This window comes from Sphingomonas sp. CFBP9019 (genome assembly GCF_034045155.1).
GTDB classification, from domain to species: domain Bacteria; phylum Pseudomonadota; class Alphaproteobacteria; order Sphingomonadales; family Sphingomonadaceae; genus Sphingomonas; species Sphingomonas aerolata.
In genome coordinates, this window is sequence record NZ_JAXCWK010000006.1 from 76,153 (window position 1) to 94,328 (window position 18,176).

At 68.4% G+C, this 18,176-nt stretch carries 19 protein-coding genes; 8 read left to right on the forward strand and 11 right to left on the reverse strand.

Annotated elements, in window-relative coordinates:
- Window positions 1-3 precede the first annotated feature (3 nt).
- From puhA to hemA, 7 genes are read left to right on the forward strand one after another with little or no spacing between them, the layout of a single operon-like run.
- The gene (gene puhA / locus SOM18_RS17620; protein WP_031439823.1) at window positions 4-771 is read left to right on the forward strand and encodes a photosynthetic reaction center subunit H; all 768 of its coding nucleotides are present in this window, start codon (window positions 4-6) and stop codon (window positions 769-771) included.
- Complete coding sequence (gene puhB / locus SOM18_RS17625; protein ID WP_320482094.1) at window positions 768-1,424, forward strand: photosynthetic complex putative assembly protein PuhB; 657 nt, start codon at window positions 768-770, stop codon at window positions 1,422-1,424. Before puhA ends, puhB begins: the two co-directional genes overlap by 4 nt.
- Window positions 1,421-1,903: a photosynthetic complex assembly protein PuhC gene (gene puhC / locus SOM18_RS17630; RefSeq protein WP_031439821.1), complete on the forward strand. Its 483-nt coding sequence runs from the start codon at window positions 1,421-1,423 to the stop codon at window positions 1,901-1,903. The genes puhB and puhC overlap by 4 nt, the downstream gene beginning before the upstream one ends.
- A complete protein-coding gene (locus tag SOM18_RS17635; protein WP_031439820.1) occupies window positions 1,900-2,196 on the forward strand; it encodes a hypothetical protein in 297 nt (98 codons plus the stop codon). The genes puhC and SOM18_RS17635 overlap by 4 nt, the downstream gene beginning before the upstream one ends.
- A complete protein-coding gene (gene acsF / locus SOM18_RS17640; RefSeq protein WP_031439819.1) occupies window positions 2,193-3,296 on the forward strand; it encodes a magnesium-protoporphyrin IX monomethyl ester (oxidative) cyclase in 1,104 nt (367 codons plus the stop codon). Before SOM18_RS17635 ends, acsF begins: the two co-directional genes overlap by 4 nt.
- Before the next feature lie 29 nt (window positions 3,297-3,325).
- The gene (puhE, locus tag SOM18_RS17645; protein ID WP_235188303.1) at window positions 3,326-4,096 is read left to right on the forward strand and encodes a putative photosynthetic complex assembly protein PuhE; all 771 of its coding nucleotides are present in this window, start codon (window positions 3,326-3,328) and stop codon (window positions 4,094-4,096) included.
- Window positions 4,086-5,306, forward strand: coding sequence for a 5-aminolevulinate synthase (gene hemA, locus SOM18_RS17650; protein ID WP_031439817.1), 1,221 nt, complete (start codon window positions 4,086-4,088; stop codon window positions 5,304-5,306). The genes puhE and hemA overlap by 11 nt, the downstream gene beginning before the upstream one ends.
- Before the next feature lie 57 nt (window positions 5,307-5,363).
- On the opposite strand, the gene SOM18_RS17655 is transcribed toward hemA, so the two are convergent.
- The 11 genes from SOM18_RS17655 to SOM18_RS17705 all read right to left on the reverse strand — a co-directional run bounded on the left by SOM18_RS17655 (window position 5,364) and on the right by SOM18_RS17705 (window position 16,523).
- Window positions 5,364-6,674: a DUF3422 family protein gene (locus SOM18_RS17655; protein WP_042466652.1), complete on the reverse strand. Its 1,311-nt coding sequence runs from the start codon at window positions 6,672-6,674 to the stop codon at window positions 5,364-5,366.
- A 58-nt stretch (window positions 6,675-6,732) separates the two neighbouring features.
- Window positions 6,733-7,851: a photosynthetic reaction center cytochrome PufC gene (gene pufC / locus SOM18_RS17660; RefSeq protein WP_042466651.1), complete on the reverse strand. Its 1,119-nt coding sequence runs from the start codon at window positions 7,849-7,851 to the stop codon at window positions 6,733-6,735.
- Window positions 7,848-8,822 carry a photosynthetic reaction center subunit M gene (pufM, locus tag SOM18_RS17665; protein WP_031439814.1) on the reverse strand — a complete coding sequence of 325 codons (975 nt, stop codon included), beginning with the start codon at window positions 8,820-8,822 and terminating at the stop codon, window positions 7,848-7,850. The genes pufC and pufM overlap by 4 nt, the downstream gene beginning before the upstream one ends.
- Window positions 8,823-8,835: 13 nt before the next feature.
- Window positions 8,836-9,660, reverse strand: coding sequence for a photosynthetic reaction center subunit L (gene pufL / locus SOM18_RS17670; RefSeq protein ID WP_031439813.1), 825 nt, complete (start codon window positions 9,658-9,660; stop codon window positions 8,836-8,838).
- Window positions 9,661-9,813: 153 nt separating this feature from the next.
- Window positions 9,814-9,984, reverse strand: a complete 171-nt coding sequence (gene pufA, locus SOM18_RS17675; RefSeq protein WP_081874173.1) for a light-harvesting antenna LH1, alpha subunit — start codon at window positions 9,982-9,984, stop codon at window positions 9,814-9,816.
- Between the two features lie 41 nt (window positions 9,985-10,025).
- Window positions 10,026-10,190, reverse strand: a complete 165-nt coding sequence (gene pufB, locus SOM18_RS17680) for a light-harvesting antenna LH1, beta subunit (protein WP_081874172.1) — start codon at window positions 10,188-10,190, stop codon at window positions 10,026-10,028.
- Between the two features lie 136 nt (window positions 10,191-10,326).
- Window positions 10,327-11,772, reverse strand: coding sequence for a chlorophyllide a reductase subunit Z (bchZ, locus tag SOM18_RS17685; RefSeq protein ID WP_031439812.1), 1,446 nt, complete (start codon window positions 11,770-11,772; stop codon window positions 10,327-10,329).
- Window positions 11,769-13,295 (reverse strand): chlorophyllide a reductase subunit Y, encoded by a 1,527-nt coding sequence (gene bchY / locus SOM18_RS17690; protein ID WP_414712139.1) that lies wholly within the window; start codon window positions 13,293-13,295, stop codon window positions 11,769-11,771. Before bchY ends, bchZ begins: the two co-directional genes overlap by 4 nt.
- 109 nt (window positions 13,296-13,404) lie before the next feature.
- Complete coding sequence (locus SOM18_RS17695; protein ID WP_031439810.1) at window positions 13,405-14,388, reverse strand: chlorophyllide a reductase iron protein subunit X; 984 nt, start codon at window positions 14,386-14,388, stop codon at window positions 13,405-13,407.
- The gene (gene bchC, locus SOM18_RS17700; RefSeq protein ID WP_031439809.1) at window positions 14,385-15,311 is read right to left on the reverse strand and encodes a chlorophyll synthesis pathway protein BchC; all 927 of its coding nucleotides are present in this window, start codon (window positions 15,309-15,311) and stop codon (window positions 14,385-14,387) included. The genes SOM18_RS17695 and bchC overlap by 4 nt, the downstream gene beginning before the upstream one ends.
- Window positions 15,312-15,398: 87 nt before the next feature.
- The gene (locus tag SOM18_RS17705; RefSeq protein ID WP_320482096.1) at window positions 15,399-16,523 is read right to left on the reverse strand and encodes a methyltransferase; all 1,125 of its coding nucleotides are present in this window, start codon (window positions 16,521-16,523) and stop codon (window positions 15,399-15,401) included.
- Window positions 16,524-16,574: 51 nt separating this feature from the next.
- On the opposite strand from SOM18_RS17705, the gene crtD reads away from it, so the two are divergent.
- Window positions 16,575-18,149, forward strand: a complete 1,575-nt coding sequence (gene crtD, locus SOM18_RS17710; protein ID WP_320482097.1) for a 1-hydroxycarotenoid 3,4-desaturase CrtD — start codon at window positions 16,575-16,577, stop codon at window positions 18,147-18,149.
- The last annotated feature ends 27 nt before the right edge of the window (window positions 18,150-18,176 follow it).

The following is an 18,176-nucleotide window of genomic DNA, read 5'->3' on the forward strand; positions in this document are numbered from 1 at the left end:
ATCATGAACCCGCATCTGACATCCGGCATCGACGTCGCGCTCCTGGTCCTCTGGGCGTTCGCCTTGTTCTTCCTCGTGCTCGTCTTCTACCTGCGCCGCGAGGACCGTCGCGAGGGCTATCCGCTCGAGGACGAACTGACCGGCCGGCTCGATACGGTCGGTGGCCCGCTGCATACCGCCTCGACCAAGTCGTTCCTGCTGCCCTTCGGTCGCGGCCGCGTCACCGCGCCGACCCAGGGGCGCGAGCCCGTCGACATCGCCGCGCGGCGCACCGACCGGTTTGCGGGCGCGCCCTATGCGCCGACCGGCAACCCGCTCGTCGACGGCATCGGCCCCGCCGCCTGGGCCGAGCGCGCGCGGCATCCCGATCTCGACATGGAGGGGCATCCGCGGATCGTCCCGCTTAGCGTGGCGTCGGACTATGCGGTCGCGGTCGGCGATCCCGACCTGCTCGGCTGGCCGATGTTGGGCGCGGATGGCGTGGTCGCGGGGACGATCGACGATCTGTGGATCGACCGCGCCGACCGGCTGATCCGCTACATGCAGGTATCGGTCGGTGGCCGCGCGGTGCTCGCACCGATGATGATGGCCAAGGTCGATCGTCGCCGCCGCCGCGTCGTCATCGACGCGCTGCTCGCCAGCCAATTCGCCGACGTCCCGCCGATCGAGGCCGCCGACCGGATCACGCTGTACGAGGAGGAGCGCGTCCAGGCCTATTTCGGCGGCGGCTATCTCTATGCCACGCCCGCACGTCAGGAGCCGCTGCTGTGACCGAGCATGACGTCGAACCGATCCCCGGCCTTCCCGGGGTGCCACCGCCGGGTGAGCGGATCCTGTGGCAGGGATCACCCGACTGGCGGGCGCTCGCGCGCACCGCCTTCCACACCCGGCTGGTCGCGGCCTATTTCGCGGCGCTGACCCTGTGGGCGTTGGCGGAGGCCGGACGGCAGGGGATCGACGGTCCGCGGGACCTCGTCGGAGCGGCGATGACCGCGATCGTCGGGCTGCTGGGGGTCGCGCTGCTCCACCTGCTCGCCTGGGGCGCGGCGCGGACGACGCTCTATACGCTGACCACGCGCCGCGTGGTGCTGCGGATCGGCATGGCGCTGCCCAAATGCATCAACCTGCCGCTCGCGCTGATCGGCGCGGTCGATCTCGCGGAGCGCGCCGACGGGACCGGCGACATGCCGCTGACGGTCACCGGCCGCTACAAGCTCGGCTATCTCGCCTTGTGGCCGCACGCCCGGCCCTGGCGGATCGTCACGCCCCGGCCGATGCTCCGCGCCGTGCCCGAGGCGGCGACCGTCGCCGCGCTGATCGCCCGGACCTGCCTGACGGTGCACCCGGCAGGGCAGTTGGCGGCTTCCGAGACAACCCAAAATGCTCCTGTCGACAGCGTCTTCGCCAAGGCGCAGGCGGCATGAGCGGCACGCACCGCCATCCGGACCTCGTCCCGCGCACCACGCTCATCGGCGCCGGCGCGTTGCTCGCCTTCACGCTCGCGGCGACCAGCATCGTCCGGATCGCGAACATTGCCCCGGCGGCCTCGCCCGTCCTGATGCGCGAACAGGCCAAGATCGCCCCCGTCGCGTCGCGCGACCTGCGCTTCGTCGACCGCGCCGATGGCTCGGTGGTGATTGGCAATGCGCGCGGCGGGACCGTGGCGGTGATCGCGGCGGGGCAGAAGACGGGATTCGTCCGCGGCGTGATGCGCGGGCTGGCGCGCGACCGGCGCGCGCGCGGAATCGACAACCGCCCCCCCTTCACGCTGACGCTCTGGCGCGACGGCGAATTGTCGCTGACCGACACCGCGACGGGCCGGACGATCGAGCTCAGCGCCTTCGGCCCGACCAACCGCGCGACCTTTGCCGCGCTGCTCCCCGCACAGGCGCCCGGGACATGACGCTATTGCGGTCCACCCGGTTCGACACGCCCTGCCGCGTCGAGATCGAGCATAGCGACGCGTTCCTCTGCGCGCATGTCGTGCTCGCGGGCGATGTCGCGATCGGGCCCGGCGACCGGGTCCGGGTGCACGGCGCACCGATCCGGGTCGGTTTCGGCGAGCGCTGCGTGGTCGATCGGATCGCGACGGTCGAACGCGCGGGTCTGGCCGGGCGGCTCTGGACGCAGTTCGCCGGCCATTTCGCGATGACGGAATTATACGAGGTCAGCTTTTCGGATCGGACGATAGCATGAACAGGATCACCACCCTCGCCCCCGCGCCGCTCGCCGCCGCCCCCGCCGCGTCGCCTGCGCCCTTGCTCGATACACTCGCGATCGCCCGCGCAGACACCGTCCTGTCGCCCCGCTTCTATACCACCGATTTCGCGGCGATGGACCGGATCGACGTCTCGGCGGTGCGCGGCGAATGGGATGCGCTGATCGGCGAGATGGCGAGCGATCCCAACCGCCTCCACTTCAAGCGCACCGCCGCATTCGACGGCGTGATCGAAAGCCTCCCCGACGGCCTCCGCGAAGAATTCACCGATTTCCTCGTCAGTTCGCTGACCGCCGAATTCTCCGGCTGCATCCTCTATGCCGAGATCGCCAAGCGTGTGACCAACCCCGACGTCAAACAGCTGTTCAAGTTGATGAGCCGCGACGAGAGCCGCCATGCCGGCTTCATCAACGACACGCTCAAGGATGCAGGCATCGGCGTCGATCTCGGCTTCCTCACGCGGACGAAGAAATACACCTATTTCCGGCCGAAATTTATCTTCTACGCGACCTATCTCAGCGAGAAGATCGGCTATTCGCGCTACATCACCATCTACCGGCACCTCGCCCGGCATCCCGAGCTGCGCTTCCACCCGATCTTCGACTGGTTCGAACTTTGGTGCAATGACGAGTTCCGCCACGGCGATGCCTTTGCGATCCTGATGCGCACCGATCCGAAGCTGCTGCGCGGCGTCAACCAATGGTGGATCCGCTTCTTCCTCGTCGCGGTCTATGCGACGATGTACGTGCGCGATCACAACCGGCCCGCCTTCCACAAGGCGCTGGGGATCGACCCGACCGACTATGACATGCGCGTCTTTTCGATCTGTTCGGCGATCACGCGGCAGGTGTTCCCGGTCGTACTCGACACCGACAGCCCGCGCTTCCGCGCCGGGCTCGAGCGGATGCGGCGGATCGCGGGGGCGATCGACGCGGCCAAGGCGCGCGGCGGCGTGGTCGGGCAGATCCAGCGGCTCGGCCTGACTGCCGCCGCCGCTGTCAGCTTCGTCTGGCTGTATCTCACGCCGGTCAAGCGCAACACCGCGCCCGCGACGGTGCGGCTGGTCCCGGCGTGGTGAGCGTTCCCCCGCTACTTTTCGCGCTGCTGATGTGGTTTATCGGGACTGCCGCGGTGGTCTGGCTCGACAGCCGCCCCGCGGCGACGTTCCGCACCAGCCTGACGCTGGCCGGGCTGGTCGCGATCGCCGCGGTCGCGCTGGTCGGGTCGATCGCCGACGATGCGAGCGCCGGCGCCGCCTATACCGGGTTCGCGGCGGCGATCCTGATCTGGGGCTGGCACGAAATGAGCTTTCTCATGGGGGCGGTCGCGGGTCCGCGTCGCACCGAATGTCCGCCCGACGCGACCGGCTGGCCCCGCTTCCGCGCCGCGACCGCCACCGTGATCCATCACGAGCTCGCGATCGCCGCGACCGCGATCCTGCTCTTCGCGGTCAGCTGGGGCGGGCCGAACCAGGCCGCGCCGCTCACCTTCCTGCTGCTGTTCGTGTTGCGGCTGTCGGCCAAGTTCAACCTGTACCTGGGCGTGCCCAATCTCAGCGACGAGGTGTTTCCCGCGCATCTGGCTTATCTCAAAAGCTATTTCCGCAAGCGCCGGCTGAACGCGCTGTTCCCGGTCTCGATCCTGGCCAGTGGCGCAACCGCCGCCTGGGCCTGGACGGTTGCGGAAGCCGCCCCCGCCGGCAGCGGCGCTGCGGCCGCGGGTGCGCTGCTCGCGGGGCTGGCGGTTCTCGGGCTCGTCGAGCATCTGTTTCTGGTCCTGCCGATGCGCGATGCGCGCCTCTGGCGCTGGGCCGCTTCCTCCACACGAGCGGCACAGGCCGCCATCACCGACGGACGGGGACGATCGCATGGACTATGAGGCATTTTTCGAAGGCGAACTCGCGGCGCTCCGCGACGATGGGCGCTACCGGGTGTTTGCCGAGCTCGAGCGCACTGCCGGCGCCTTTCCCGCCGCCGAACAGGTCATCCGCCGGACCCGGCGACCGGTGACGGTGTGGTGCTCGAACGATTATCTCGGCATGGGCCAGCACCCCGCGGTGCTCGAGGCGATGCATGCGACGATCGACCGGTGCGGCGCGGGCGCGGGCGGGACGCGCAACATCTCGGGGACGACCCACAGCCATGTGCTGCTCGAGGCCGAACTGGCCGATCTCCACGGGAAAGAGGCGGCGTTGCTCTTCACCTCGGGCTATGTCTCGAACTGGGCTGCGCTCGGCACGCTCGGCGCGCGGCTGCCCGGCTGCGTGATCCTGTCCGACGCGCTCAACCATGCGTCGATGATCGAGGGCATCCGCCACAGCCGCGCCGAGGTGCAGGTCTTCACGCACAACGACCCTGCGGATCTCGATCGCCGGCTGTCGCAAATCGATCCGTCGCGGCCCAAGATCGTTGCCTTTGAAAGCGTCTATTCGATGGATGGCGACATCGCGCCGATCGCCGAACTGCTCGACGTCTGCGAGGCGCATGGCGCATTGTCCTATCTCGACGAGGTGCACGGGGTCGGTCTCTATGGTCCGCGCGGCGGCGGCGTTGCCGAGCGCGAGGGGCTGATGGACCGGGTCACGGTGATCGAGGGGACGCTCGGCAAGGCCTTTGGCGTGATGGGCGGCTATATCGCCGCGTCGGCGGCGCTGTGCGATTTCGTCCGCAGCTTCGCCAGTGGCTTCATCTTCACCACCGCCCTCCCCCCCGCGCTCGCCGCGGGCGCGACCGCGAGCATCCGCCACCTCAAGGTGAGCCAGGTCGAGCGTGCGCGGCACCGCGATCGCGTCGCGACCGTCCGCCGCCGGCTCGACGCCGCCGGGATTCCCACGGTCGACAATCGAAGCCATATCATCCCGGTAATGGTCGGCGATGCGCACAAGTGCAAACGGATCAGCGACTGGCTGCTCGAACATCACGGCATCTATGTCCAGCCGATCAATTACCCGACCGTCCCCGTCGGCACGGAACGGCTCAGGCTGACGCCGTCGCCGGTGCATAGCGATGCCGATATCGACACGCTGGTGACCGCGCTCAGCGAGATATGGTCGCAATGCGCGCTGGCGCGGCGGGCGATGGCGGCCTGACCGGGTGCCGTCGGCGTCTAAAAGGCGCCGACGGCTCTGGACCGCCGCCGCCGGGCGTCACGCCGCCAGGTGTTTGTGCATCCGCCAGCGCCCAAGCGCGACAAGCGCGATCACCACGGGCACCGCCGCCGCCGTGGCGACGTCATGATGGACGCCTGGAATGGCCGTCAGCAGATAGCCGATGAGCGACACCAGATAATAGCTGATCGCGACGACGGAGAGGCCCTCGACCGTCTGTTGCAGCCGCAGCTGCACCGTCGCGCGACGGTCCATCGACAAGAGGAGGTCGCGATTCTGCTTGCTGAGCGCGATGTCGATCCGCGTCCGCAGCAGCTCGCTCGTCCAGGCCGCGCGCTGCGACAGATCCTCGAGCCGGGCCGAGAAGGAATCGCAGGTCCGGACCGCCGGCACCAGCCGCCGTTCGGTAAAATCGCCCAGTGTCTGATAGCCGCGCACCCCGCCGATCCGCAGGCTGGCAAGACGGTCGGTGCTCAACTGCGCATAGGCGCGCGTCGCGCTCATCCGATAGCGTGTCTCGGCGACGAGCCGGGCGAGCCGGGCGGACAGGTAGGTCAGCTCGTCGAGCAGCCGGTCGTCTTCGGATGTCCGTTCGGAGACCGCCTGGGTCAGATGCGCCAGACGCGATTCCAGATCCGTGACGCTCGGCGTCAGCCGCTGCGCCAGCGGCAGGCCGAGCAGCGCCATGTTCCGGTAATTGCCCAGTTCCTGAAGCCGCATGACGAGCTGCGCCGGTTCGTCCCGCTCGAGGCCTCGGTCGAGCACGAGCAGCCGGCCATAGCCGTCGGGGTTGAGCCGGAAATCCGACACGATCCGCGCTGCCCCGTCCGCGACATCGCACAGGATCGTCGCTTCCGATGCAAACCAGCGTTCGAGATCGTCAGGTGTCGGATCGCCCGCCGCGCGCGGCACCAGCGCGATCTGCGTTGCCCGGATGATCGCACCGGGCAGGTCCTTGAATATGGCCGACAGCGCGGGCTCGAACGGGCCGGGATCGAACAGCGACGGCGCGTATCGCGACGGCGTGCCGGCGGCGGCCCCGGCCCTGGCTTCTGCCCCAGCCTCAGTCTCGCCCGCACCGCCGCGCAACAGCGTATAGGTCGCGAATTCCGTATGGCGCTCCCACACCAGTGTCACCGGCCCCAGCCCCAGCACGCCATATTTCCCCGCCACGGGGACGATCTCGCGGCCCTGCTCGGCCAGCGCCGCGATATGCGCGCGGGCTGCGTCCGCTGCAGCCTCCTCGATCACGGTCACGATCTGCACCAGCCGGCACGGCGCGGCAAAGCGCGGCAGTCGCCGAAGGTGCATCTCCTCGGCTAGCGCCGCGCGCAACGGGTGATTGTGCATCGTCAGGCCCGCCCGGCCGATAGCGGTGAGATCCGCGCCCCCGGCGGCGCGGACCGCATCACTTTGCGTCCGTCATCGCCGCCGGCCGGGCAAAGGCGGCTGGCACCGCGACGCCGGCGCCCGGTCCACCCTCGGGCACCGCGCGGGCGATCGACGCGCCCCTCAGGATCGGCGCCTGGTCGATCATGCTGACCCCGCCCAGCGGCTTGTTGATGCCCTGGTGACAGGTGGTGCAGTTCACCTTGTAGGGATCGCCATGCGGCCCCTTGCGACTGGCCGGGAAGATCGGTTGCAGCGGTGTGATGTAGGTCTGGTTGATGTCGCGGACCATGCGGATACCGTAATAGGCCGTGCCCCGCTGCGCACTGCTGAGGTTCCACGAACGGAACGACTGGCTGTTGTGGCAATAGGTGCAATTGACCCCCAGCGCGCCGCTGACATGCATCATCAGCCCATAGGATTTCTCCGCCGCCTTGATCGAGACGATGTGGTTGGCGTTCGGGAACGCGCTGCTGCTGGCGACCCGGATCTGCGCCCGGCCGCCGAGATATTCGGCAAACGGATCATAGGGCAGCGACGCATAGCCGACATTCGGGTTCGGCGCGTTCTGGCCATGCCGGTTGCCCAGCACCTTGCCGGGCTCGGGCGTCCCCTCGGCGATCGCCCATTTATACGCGGGCACCGCATTGCCGCGATGGCAGGTGTAACAGGTCACCCCGGTCTGCTTGACATGGCTCGCCCAGCGACCGTTGATCGCCTGAGTCATCTGCAGCATCCGGCGCGCGACGATCTTGGTGTATTTCTCGTCCGACGCCATGTTTTCCGGATTGTGGCAGTAATTGCACCCCTGTTCGGGCGGCGCGACCCACTGGGTCATCTCGGCCATCAGATGGTCGAACCGTTCGCGGCCCAGCCCGGCGAGCACCTTCACATTCTCATAGCTCTCGCCCGCCGTGGGACCGCCCTCGGGCGGCAACGGATAGGGCGCTTCGGGTATCGCACTGGCCGCCGCGATCAGCTTGGGGTTGATGATCTGGTTCAGTCCGGCGCCGCGATAGCCCGTCTGCGTGGCTGTCTTGGGGCCGATCTCGCACCCCCCGAGCAGGACGAGCGCCACGCCGAGTACCATTGTCTTGGTGGGCGCCTTGGTGGGCGTCTTGGTGGGTAATGCGGTCATCGTACACCTCCCGGGAGCAAGGCGGGATCGACGACGCCGGTGTCCGGATAACCCGGCGCATAGCCGTGCAGCACCGCCCAGAGATACCAGTTGTCGACCACGGTCCCGGTCAGCAGGATCCCGATCGCGCCCGTCAGCGGGGTGAGCACCGCGAACCACCAAGCCCAGCGATGAATCGACTCGGCGGTTGCGTTGAACCCCATCGTCCAGCGCCAGAACAGCGCGCCGCGCTCGAACGCGGTGCCGCGGTCGGTGATCTGCTCGATCTCGCGTTCGCCGCCATAGCGGCCGATCGCCAGCACCGTCGCGCCGTGCATCGCGAACAGCATCGTCGAGCCATAGAGGAACGCGATCGAGAGGCAGTGGAACGGGTTGTAGAACAGATTGCCGTAACGGATCGAAAAGGCGGCGGTCCAATCGAGATGCGGGAAGATGCCGAACGGCACCGCCTCCGCCCAGCTGCCCATCAGCATCGGCCGGATGAAGCCGAGTGTCAGGATCAGCAGGATCCCCGCCGCGAACGCCCAGGCGACATGCGTCCCCATGCCGAGCGCGCGCGCGCGTAGGTACGTCCGCACGAACCACAGGATCAGCGACGCGCTCATGAAGAAGCCCGCCATCTGCCACCAGCCGCCTTCGGCAAGCGGCATCAGCAGCTTGAACCCCCATTGCGGGCCGGGCGGCTCGAGCGCGAGCCAGGGCAGCTGGCGCGCGAACTGGACCGGATCCCAGTTGACGCTGGCGGCCATGTTCAGCCCGATGATCTCGAACGACAGGAACGCACAGATCAGCGAGGCGAGGCCCAGCCTGCCGAGATAGATCGGACCGATCTGGGCCGCACCGAGCTTGCCCATCCAGTAATTATAGGTCCCCGTGCCGACCCGTGGGAAGCTGCCCGGGGGAAGTCGCGGTCCCGCCTCGAGCGGACCGCGCAGCTGCACCTGGGTGAACATGTTCTGATAGCGCGCCATCGCCATACCCCCTTCAGGACCAGATCGGCAGGTTGAGCCACCACGTCCACCATTCGGGCCAGCCGCGCGTCCAGAGCGGCCCCGAGATGATGATGCAGATCGCGCTCCAGAACCCCGCTGACAGCGCAAGGAACAGGCCCAGCCGGTGGATGCCGAGCGTCCCGATCGAATAACCGATCGTGTCGCGGAAGAACGCGTCCTCATATTCCGGCGACTTGACCGGTTCGCCCTCCGCCGGGTTGACCGCGGACAGCACGAGCGCGCCGTGGAACGCCAGCGCGCCCCCGGTCGTGAAGAAGAAGCTCACCGCGAGCATGTGCGCGGGATTGTAGTGGAAGTGGAGATATTGGTAGCCGGTGTTCGACACCCAATCGAGATGGCTGAAGATCCCGTACGGAAAGCCGAAGCCCCATGCGCCGAGCAGCCATGGTCGGACGACGACCAGCGAGACATAGGCGAAGATCGCGAAGCCATAGGCAAAGGGCACGTGATAGCCCATGCCGAGCTTGTTGCAGATCTCGACCTCGCGCAGCGCCCAGGACACGAAGGCCACGATCGCGCAGATCGTGATGACCTGCCAGAACCCGCCCTCGCGCAGCGGCGCCAGCCCCAGGCCATAGGCGATGTCGGGCGGCGCGATGCTGATCAGCCAGGGATTCCAGCTCGGCCCGAGCGAGGCGGCGTAGAAGATCAGCAACGTGCCGAGCAACGCGGAGATCGCGGTCGTGACGCCGAAGAAGCCGACGTAAAAGGGCCCGACCCAGAAGTCGAACAGGTCGCCGCCAAGCAGCGTCCCGCCGCGCACCCGGTATTTTCGCTCGAAGCTCAACAGCGCCATGGCACGTCTCCGTTTCCCCGTTTCGTCACGGCATCCCGTCACGCCGTCCCATCACCCGTGCCGATCGGCCGGGGTCGGGACTGCGGTGGAGCCAGGGGGTATGGGAGGACGGGTTCGGTCTGCCCCCGTCCTCCGCAACCGCCGATCGTCGCATCAACTGCCCGCGGGCGCGGTGACGGCGGGCGCTTTGTGCGGGCCATCGAGCCAGTTGAAGCGATCGGTGCTGAGCAGGATGAAGTGGATCAGCAATGCCAGCACCAGTAGGAACGTGAACAGAGCGACGAGCGAACGCCGCGGATCGAAGATCAGCCAGATTCTCCACATGACGTGGTTCCTCTCATTGGTTTGCGATTAGGGCGTGCGGCTCAAAACCAGGGGCGCCAGTTCCAGACCAGGAAATGCGCGATGACCGCGACGACGGTGAAGATCAGGAAGCTGGTGATGAACAGCTTGTGAAATTCCTTGGCCTCTTCGGGCGTGAGGTAGGTGCCAAGCCCCATCCTCTCGTCCTTGTCTCTCAGGTCGCTCATGATGACGTCTCCGTTGTTCCCGAGGAGAAGGGGAGCGTGAAACGCGCTCCCTGGATCCAGGCGGACCGGATGCCCGCGAGGAAGGAGTCACCCGCATCGGCACCGCTCGGGCCGGACGGGAAAGGCAGTGCCGGGGTCATCGCCCGCGGCTTTCGGTGATCGCGTGCGCGAGGCGGTCCGTGCTGATCGACGCTTCGCCCGCGCGGCGCGCGCCGCGTTCGGCCGCGTCGCGGATGCGCTTGGCGGCGGAGATCCGCACCAGCACCGGTTCGCGCTCGATCACCGCGTCGAGCGCGGCCTTGGCATCGTCGTCCCAGGCCACGTCGCGCTCGATCCGCGCCGGCGTCGCCTCGACCTGATCGAGCTGCCCCGCGAGCGGAAGGATGTGGAAAAGCGCGTCGAACAGCGCGTTGCACACTTCCTGGATCAGATAGGTCGCGCCGGCATAGCCCATGAACGGCGTACCGGTGTGCCGGCGGATCACCGCGCCGGGGAAGCTCGCCGGGATGTAGACACCCCGCGCGCCGGCCTCGGCCATGTACATCCGCTCGTTGAAGCTGCCGAAGACGATCAGCGGCGGATTGCTCCGGATCGCCTCGATCACCGCCTGGTTGTCGGGCTTCACCCCCGCCGAGCGCGCGAACGCGAAGTGACAAGGCAGTCCCATGTCGGTTTCTAGGAAGTTGCGAATACCCCGTGCGTAGGTTTCGGTCGCGACGATGCCGAAGCTCGCGGTGCCGAAGAAATCCTGCGTGACCGAGCGCCAGAGATCCCAGAGCGGCTTGATCGTCGTGTGCTTCTCGCGCGCGATGAACGGTTCGGGATCGAGCCCGAGCAGCTCGCCGAGTTTGCGCAGGAACAGCGTCGTGCTCTCCAGCCCGATCGGCGCCTGCAGATAGGGCCGTTCGAGCACCTCGCACAGTCCGCGTCCGAACTCGCGGTACAGGCAGACATTGACCTGCGCGTCGGCGAGCTTGCGGACATCGGCGAGATGGCTGCCGAGCGGGAAGACCATGCCCACAGTCGCGCCGATCCCCTCGATCAGGCGGCGGATCTCGGCGAGATCGGAGGGCATGTTGAAGCTGCCGTACATCGGCCCGATGATGTTGACCCTGGGGCGCTCGCCGGGCTTGGGCGGACGCGGCGCGGGGACTTTCTTCGGGCCGAACTGCGTCCACAGCCAGGTCAGCGCGCGGTCGCCCGACTGCCACTGATCCTCGTCAATCGTGCGCGGCAGGAAGCGCTGGATGTTGGTGCCCTCGGGCGTGACGCCGCCGCCGATCATCTCGGCGATCGACCCTGTCACCACCACCGCGGGCAGGTCCGGGTCGAGCGTCGCCCAGGCGCGCTTCATCGCGCCTTCGGTGCCGTCGCGCCCGAGCTCCTGTTCGCCAAGGCCCGTGACGACGATCGGCAGTTCGTGCGGCGGCAGCGCGTCTGTATAATGGAGCACCGAGGTGACCGGGAGATTCTCGCACCCCACCGGCCCGTCGATGATCACCTGCAATCCCTTGATCGCGGTGAAGGCATAGACCGCCCCCCAATAGCCGCCCGCGCGGTCATGATCGAGGATGAGGGTCATACCCCGACGCTTTCTTCGGCCTTCGCCGCAGCGATGCGTTTGGCGGCGTATTTCGCCTTGAATTCGGGCCGGTCGACCGGCGTGTCTTCCCACACACCTGCGGTCGCGCCCGTGCCGACACCGTCGAAGAACGCGGTCATCCGGTCGAACCGCGCCTGGTTGGCAAGCGCCGCGTTGACGACCAGCGCAAGGCTCCCCGCCCCCGCCGGCCCCATCAGCGGCCGCGCCGAGATAAGGTTGGTGAAATACAGCGCCGGGATCGCCTTCTGCTTGGCGTGCTGCACCACCGGCGTGGTGCCGATCGCGAGATCGGGGCCGAACGCGTCGACCGCGGCAAGATCCTGTTCGAGGCTGGCGCGATACTGGACCTGCACGCCGCGGCTCACCAGCCAGTCGCGATCGGGTTCGGACCAGGGCGTGCGCGGGCAGGCGGTGCCGACATAGGGCACGTCCGCGCCGCTTTCGATCAGCAGCCGCGCGACGAGCAGTTCGGAGCCTTCATAGCCCGACACGGTGATCCGCCCGGCGATCGGCCGCGCGGCGAGTGCGCCCTGGATCGCGGGGAGGAAGCGGTTCTTCGCGGCATCGACCTTGTCCTGCGCGATCCCGCACGCCGCGCCGATCGCGTCGAGCCACGCCGCGGTGCCGTCCGCGCCGACCGGCGCCGAGCCGACCACCGTCCGCCCCGCTGCCTCAAATTCGCGCACGCTGGCGGTGTAGAAGGGGTGTATTGCGGCCACCACCGCGCAATCGAGCGCCGCATAGAGCTCGCGCCATTCGCGGATCGGGACGACCGGGCCGGCCGCAAGCCCCAGCGGTTCGAGCAATAGCCCGATTCCTGGCGGGTCAGCGGGGAACATCTCGCCAAGGAGAGTCACGCTCGGCCGGTCCGGTCGTTGCTTTGGCGCGGCGACGGGGCCGCTCTCGGCCTCCTTGCGCGCATAGGCGAGCATCGCCCCCGCCAGCACGTCCTTCGCCTCGGCATGCGTCGGCACGCCGAAACCGGGAACGTCGATCCCGATGATCCGCACGCCATTGATCTGGTCGGGGAGCAATTGCAGCGGCACGCCCGACGCGGTCGGCACGCAGAGATTGGTCACGATGATCGTGTCGTACAAAGCCGGATCGGCGAGCTGGTGGACCGCGTCGCGGATGTCCTCGAACAATTTGCCGGTCACCAGCGTCTCGGACGAGAAGGGCACATAGCCGACGCTGCGTTTCGCACCGTAGAAATGCGAGGTGAAGGTCAGGCCGTAGACGCAGCACGCCGAACCCGAGAGGACGGTCGCGGTGCGGCGCATGCGAAGGCCAACGCGGAGCGATCCGAAGGCTGGGCACATGGATTGCGGCTGGTCGTGCGGGCCTTTTGGGTAGTCGGCGTCGTAGCGCGCGAGGATGTCGGATTTTCCGGCCAGTTCCGCGGCTTCGCGGAGGGTTGGCGCGCTACTGCACTTGAGCCCCTCCCCTTCAAGGGAGGGGTTGGGGTGGGGCAGTTCAGCAGACACGCCGCCGGAAGCAGGCACGGCCCCACCCCCAACCCAGTGAGGCGGTTCTTGGCCCTGTCCGGGGGACAGGGCTGCCGCCTCACTCCTGAAGGGGAGGGGCTTCGAAGCAGAAGAAGGAAGTCCCAGCTCAGACGGCATCGTACACGACCTCGAGCGTCGGCTTGGCCACATAGGCCACCCCGCGCATGTCCGCCTGGCTCGCAGGCTTCAGCGCATAATCCGCGCCCGTCACATCCGCCGAGAACAGCCCGAGCAACCCGTCCTGGTCGAGCGGTGTCGGACGCAGCGGCGGGGCTTCGGCGACATTGACCGCAAGCTCCTCGAACAGGCTCGCCCATTGCCCGCCGGGCTTGCCGATGATCTGGTAGTTCGCGCTCTTCTTGCGGATGTCCTCGTTCGCGGGGATCGCAGTCAGCACCGGGATGCCGACCGCGGCGGCGAACGCCTGCGCCTCGCCCGTGCCGTCGTCCTTGTTGAGGATCATCCCCGCGACGCCGACATTGCCGCCCATCTTGCGGAAATATTCGACCGCCTTGCAGACGTTGTTCGCGACATAGAGCGACTGCAGGTCGTTCGACGCGACGACGATCACCTTCTGGCACATGTCGCGCGCGATCGGCAGGCCGAAGCCGCCGCACACCACGTCGCCCAGGAAGTCGAGCAGGACATAGTCGAAGCCCCATTCGTGGAACCCGAGTTTCTCGAGCGTCTCGAACCCGTGGATGATCCCGCGCCCGCCGCAGCCGCGCCCGACCTCCGGGCCGCCCAGTTCCATCGCGAACACCCCGTCGCGCTGGAAGCAGACGTCCTCGATCCCGATCTCCTCGCCCGCGAGCTTCTTGCGCGAGCTGGTCTCGATGATCGTCGGGGTCGACTTGCCGCCGAACAGCAGTGAGGTGGTATCGCTCTTGGGATCGCAGCCGATCAGCAGCACGCGCTTGCCCTGCTGCGCCATCATGTAGCTGAGGTTCGCCAGCGCGAACGACTTGCCGCTGCCGCCCTTGCCGTAGATCGCGATGATCTGCGTGTCCTTGGTGACCGGGCCGGTCGGGACCGGATCCGGCTCCTGTTCGGCCTCGCCGCGCAGGGGTCCGGGATCGAACATGCTCATAGCGCTCTCCAGTCGAGGACCATCTTGACGCAATCGGGGTCGGTGAAGGCCTGCGGATAGGCGTCCATCGCCTCGCCGGCCGGTCTGGTGTGGCTGATCAGGCCGTCGAGCTCGAGCAGCCCGGTCTCGATCAGCGCGAGCACCGCGGCGATGTCCGCAGGGGTGAATTCGGCCGCGACCCGCATCCGCGCCTCGCGCAGGAATGCCGGCGGGAAGGCGAAGTACAGCCGATCGTAGAAGCCGGCCAGCACCACCTCGCCGCCCTTGCCGAGCCGCGCGAAGGCGAGGTCGAGGATATCGGCGGTCCCGCTCGCGTCGCAGATCGTGCGATAGTCGCAGCGCTCGTCGTCGGCCGGGTCGATCACGCGGTAGCCGGACCCGATCCGACGCGCCGGCTGGACCTCCCACACCGTCGGCGCACCCGCCCCCGAGGCGACCGCGATCCGCGCGATCAGCTGTCCTAATATGCCGTGACCGACGATCAGGTCGGGCGCGCCGCCGACCGCGATCGCGTGGTGCGCGGTGGCGGCGAGTGCGAGCAGCACGCCGTTGCGCCCGAGAGTCGCGTCGATCGGCACCGCGCGCGCACCGGGCAGGATCACGCGCCGGGCTGCCCCTCCGAACAAGCCGCGCGCCTGGCGATAGCAATTGGCGCCGGGGACGAAGACATATTCGCCGATCCGCGCGCGCGCATCGACACCGGCATCGACGATCCGCCCGACCGATTCATATCCCGGGACCAGCGGATAGCCCATACCGGGAAATTCGGGCATCCGACCGCTCCACAGCAGCCGTTCGGTGCCGGTGCTGATCCCGCTCCAGTCGATCTCGACGCACAGATCGGCATCGCCCATCGGCGTGAGCGACAGCGTGCGGAGCGCAAGCCTTTCCGGCGCTTCCAGTATGACCGCCAGTGCGTCCATACGTCCGTTGCCCACCGCTCCGTCCTCCATCAGATCATGGCCGTAATCTGCTCTAGACAGATAAGGTTGTCAACTTGATTGGACACATTATCGTGTCGCGGTGATCACACAGGCGATGAGCGGCAGCGCGGTGCGCCGGGTGCGGACCTGGCCGAAGCCCGCGGCGTGCAGCATCGCGCGGATCTCCGCGACACTGCGCGGTCGCCCGGTGCCCATGGCGAGCAGGTAGAAGCCGAAATACGCATCGCCGGACCGCTCCGCACCGGGCGTCTGCGCCATCGGTTCGGCGATCAGCAAAGTCCCGCCGGGGGGCAGCGCGGCATGGATACGACGCAGCAACGTCAGCGCCACCGCGTCGTCATGATCATGCAGGACGCGCACCAGCGTGATCAGATCATAGCCCTCGGGGAGCGGATCCGCGAGAAAATCGCCGCCGTGCAGCGTCGCGCGCGTCCCCAGCCCCGCCGAGTCGAACCGCCCACGCGCGCGCTCGGTGACCGCGGGCAGGTCGAACAGCCCGAGACGGGGCGTCGCGAACCGGGTCCCGAGCGCGCAGAGAAACGCGCCCTCGCCGCCGCCGACGTCGAGCACGCGGCGATGACGGTCGAACCGATAGGCGGCGAGTGTCTGGCCCGCGACCATCGGTTGCGACGCCGCCATCAGCGTCGAATAGGCAGAGACTGCGGCGGCATCGCCCTGCCCCGCCGACTCGGCATAATGCCAGTGATCCGACACCGCCCCGCCCCCGCCCCCGCGGCGCAGCATCGCCACGGGATCGGCGAGATCGGCATAGAGCAGACGGTGATGCGCGATCATCGCGGTGATGCCGGGATTGCCGAGCAGCGCCGCGCCGTCGCTGCCAAGCGCCCAGTCCGCCCCGCACGGCTCGACGAGCCGCAGCGCCGCCGCCCCGCGCAACAGCCGTTCGGCGCCTGCCACCGGCAGGTCGAGCTGCGCCGCGATCGTCCGCGCGTCCGCCGGGCCGCGGGCCAGCAGCGCGAGCAGCCCGGTTTCGACACAGGCCGCAAGGATCTGCGAGTAAGTGAACCCTGCGACCAGATCGAACAGGGCGCCCGCCCGGCGGCGCGCGATCGGCCGGCTGAGCGGAAAGCGCTGCGCCGCGTGCTGAACACGCGGATCGGCGAGCAGGCGGTTGCGACAATCCAGCCACCGCTCCCGCACCCGGGCGAAAAGATGATGATACGTTTTCATGTGTCCATATTTGTGGACAGGTGTTAGCATCGCGTCAATTGGAGGATGCCGGTGTCGGATGCGGGCGTGGTGGTGATCGGGGCGGGAGTCGGCGGGCTGGTCAGCGCCGCGCTGCTCGCCGCGCAGGGCCGCACCGTGACGGTCGTCGAGGCGCAGCCCGGGCCGGGTGGCAAGCTGCGCACGATCGCGGTCGATGGCGACGCGATCGACGCGGGGCCGACGGTGTTCACGCTGCGATCGGTCATGGAGGATGTCTTTGCGGCATGCGGCGACACGCTCGACCGGCACGTGACGATGCGCCCCGCCGCGCTGCTCGCCCGCCATGCCTGGGGTCCCGCCCGCCTCGACCTGTTCGCCGATCCCGCCGCGAGCGAGGACGCGATCGGCGCCTTTGCCGGCGCGGCCGATGCCCGCGGCTATCGCGCGTTCCGGGCCGAGGCGAAACGGCTCTTTACCGCGCTCAACCGGCCTTTTCTCCACGCGACACGCCCGGGGCCTCTGACGCTGGGCTGGCGGATGGGTCTGCGCGGCCTTGGCGATTATTGCACGCTGCGCCCCTATACGTCGCTGTGGCACGCGCTCGGCGGCTATTTCACCGACCCGCGCCTGCGCCAATTGTTCGCGCGCTATGCGACCTATTGCGGGGCGTCGCCGATGCAGTGCCCGGCGACGCTGATGCTGATCGCGCATGTCGAGGCGAGCGGCGTGTGGCTGATCGACGGCGGCATGTATCGGCTCGCACTCGCATTGGAGGCGCTTGGCCGGCAGAACGGCGTCCGCTTCCGGTACGACGCACCGGTCCGCGCGATCCTCATCGAGCGCGGCCGCGCCGCCGGGGTCATGTTCGAGGACGGCGAGCGCATCGCCGCGTCGGCGGTGATCTGCAACGCCGATCCCGCCGCGATCGCCGTCGGCCGGTTCGGCGCCGCGGTCCGTCACGCGGTCGCCCCCGTTCCCGCCGCGCACCGATCGCTCAGCGCGATGGTGTGGACCGGACACGCGCAGGCCGCGGGCTTTCCGCTCGCCCGCCACACCGTCTTCTTCTCGGACGACTATCCGGCCGAATTCGCCGCGCTGTCGGCCGGTCGCGCCGCCGCCCGGCCGAGCGTCTATGTCTGCGCGCAGGATCGCAGCGACAGCGGCGACGACGACCGCCGCGGCGCGCCCGCCCCGGCCCGCCCCGAACGCGTGCAGATCATCGTCAACGCGCCGCCCACCGGCGACGGACCGGACACCAGCCAGGAGGAGATCGCGACATGGACGAGGCGCATGCTCGAGGGCGTTTCGCAGGCGGGACTTTCGCTCGATCTGGCGCCCTCGACCGTCATGACGACGCCGCACGCGTTCGAGGCACTGTGTCCCTCGACGGGTGGAGCCCTTTATGGACGGGCCTCGCACGGGTGGGCGGCGTCCTTCCGCCGGCAGGGCAGCCGGACTCGGATCCCTGGGCTCTATTGCGCGGGCGGGAGCACCCACCCCGGCGCGGGCGTCCCGATGGCGGCGCTTTCCGGCCGGCTAGCCGTCGACTGCCTGCTCAGGGACCACGCTTCGACGTTCGTGTCGATGCCCAGGGCTATGCCTGGTGGTATGTCGACGCGACCAGCGCGGACGGCGCCCACGGGCTGACGATCATCGCCTTCATCGGCAGCGTCT

Coding starts and splice junctions, on each gene's coding strand:
- pufA (WP_081874173.1), bottom strand. CDS start 9,984: ATGTGGAGAATCTGGCTGATCTTCGATCCGCGGCGTTCGCTCGTCGCT.
- SOM18_RS17705 (WP_320482096.1), bottom strand. CDS start 16,523: ATGAAAACGTATCATCATCTTTTCGCCCGGGTGCGGGAGCGGTGGCTG.
- puhE (WP_235188303.1), top strand. CDS start 3,326: ATGTGGTTTATCGGGACTGCCGCGGTGGTCTGGCTCGACAGCCGCCCC.
- hemA (WP_031439817.1), top strand. CDS start 4,086: ATGGACTATGAGGCATTTTTCGAAGGCGAACTCGCGGCGCTCCGCGAC.
- pufL (WP_031439813.1), bottom strand. CDS start 9,660: ATGGCGCTGTTGAGCTTCGAGCGAAAATACCGGGTGCGCGGCGGGACG.
- SOM18_RS17655 (WP_042466652.1), bottom strand. CDS start 6,674: ATGCACAATCACCCGTTGCGCGCGGCGCTAGCCGAGGAGATGCACCTT.
- SOM18_RS17635 (WP_031439820.1), top strand. CDS start 1,900: ATGACGCTATTGCGGTCCACCCGGTTCGACACGCCCTGCCGCGTCGAG.
- puhC (WP_031439821.1), top strand. CDS start 1,421: ATGAGCGGCACGCACCGCCATCCGGACCTCGTCCCGCGCACCACGCTC.
- puhA (WP_031439823.1), top strand. CDS start 4: ATGAACCCGCATCTGACATCCGGCATCGACGTCGCGCTCCTGGTCCTC.
- pufB (WP_081874172.1), bottom strand. CDS start 10,190: ATGAGCGACCTGAGAGACAAGGACGAGAGGATGGGGCTTGGCACCTAC.
- acsF (WP_031439819.1), top strand. CDS start 2,193: ATGAACAGGATCACCACCCTCGCCCCCGCGCCGCTCGCCGCCGCCCCC.
- bchC (WP_031439809.1), bottom strand. CDS start 15,311: ATGGACGCACTGGCGGTCATACTGGAAGCGCCGGAAAGGCTTGCGCTC.
- pufM (WP_031439814.1), bottom strand. CDS start 8,822: ATGGCGCGCTATCAGAACATGTTCACCCAGGTGCAGCTGCGCGGTCCG.
- SOM18_RS17695 (WP_031439810.1), bottom strand. CDS start 14,388: ATGAGCATGTTCGATCCCGGACCCCTGCGCGGCGAGGCCGAACAGGAG.
- pufC (WP_042466651.1), bottom strand. CDS start 7,851: ATGACCGCATTACCCACCAAGACGCCCACCAAGGCGCCCACCAAGACA.
- bchZ (WP_031439812.1), bottom strand. CDS start 11,772: ATGACCCTCATCCTCGATCATGACCGCGCGGGCGGCTATTGGGGGGCG.